Source organism: Vibrio sp. YT-19(2023) (assembly GCF_033337395.1).
In genome coordinates, this window is sequence record NZ_JAWOQN010000623.1 from 1 (window position 1) to 649 (window position 649).

At 47.6% G+C, this 649-nt stretch carries 1 protein-coding gene; it reads left to right on the top strand.

Going from position 1 to position 649, the window contains the following annotated elements; all coding sequences use genetic code 11:
• On the top strand, positions 1-649 hold a 649-nt coding region (locus R7E78_RS27510; protein ID WP_318058803.1), incomplete at its 5' end, for an adenosylcobinamide-GDP ribazoletransferase.

A 649-nucleotide genomic window follows, 5' to 3' on the forward strand; every position in this document is an offset into this window, starting at 1 on the left:
CTTGGTTGGTGTGATTCTTGGTGTGCTTTGCGCGCTTGTGTTCTACTTCACTCAACTTATTTTCCCTGATTCTGTTGCTATTGTATTAACCATGGCGTTCAGCCTGTTGCTCACCGGTGCTTTTCACGAAGATGGTTTGACTGATATGGCGGATGGCATTGGCGGCGGTATGACGGTTGAGCGTCGTCTTTCTATCATGAAGGACAGCCGCATCGGGACTTATGGTGCCGCAACATTAGTGATGGCGTTGTTGGCTAAGTTTGTCCTTTGGAGCGAGTTGGTGCATTTGCCTGATTTTTGGCTCGTTATTGTTGTGGCCTACACCACGAGTCGTGCCCTCGCTGCAACGCTAATTTACGACATGCCTTATGTGAGTGACAGTGACACCTCGAAAAGCAAGCCGCTTGCGAACAAGCAGTCCTCGTCTGAAGTTGCCATTTTGCTGTTTACTGCGGGCGTGGCTTCGCTCTTTCTCGGAGTAATGCAGACATCATTTATCGTCATCGTTTTGTTTGCATTTCGATTTGCATTCAAACGTTGGCTGACTAAGCGCATTGGCGGTTTTACTGGCGATTGCTTAGGTGCAGCGCAGCAGCTTTCTGAACTCTTGGTTTACCTTACTCTAATCGCGTTTTATCAAAATATATGA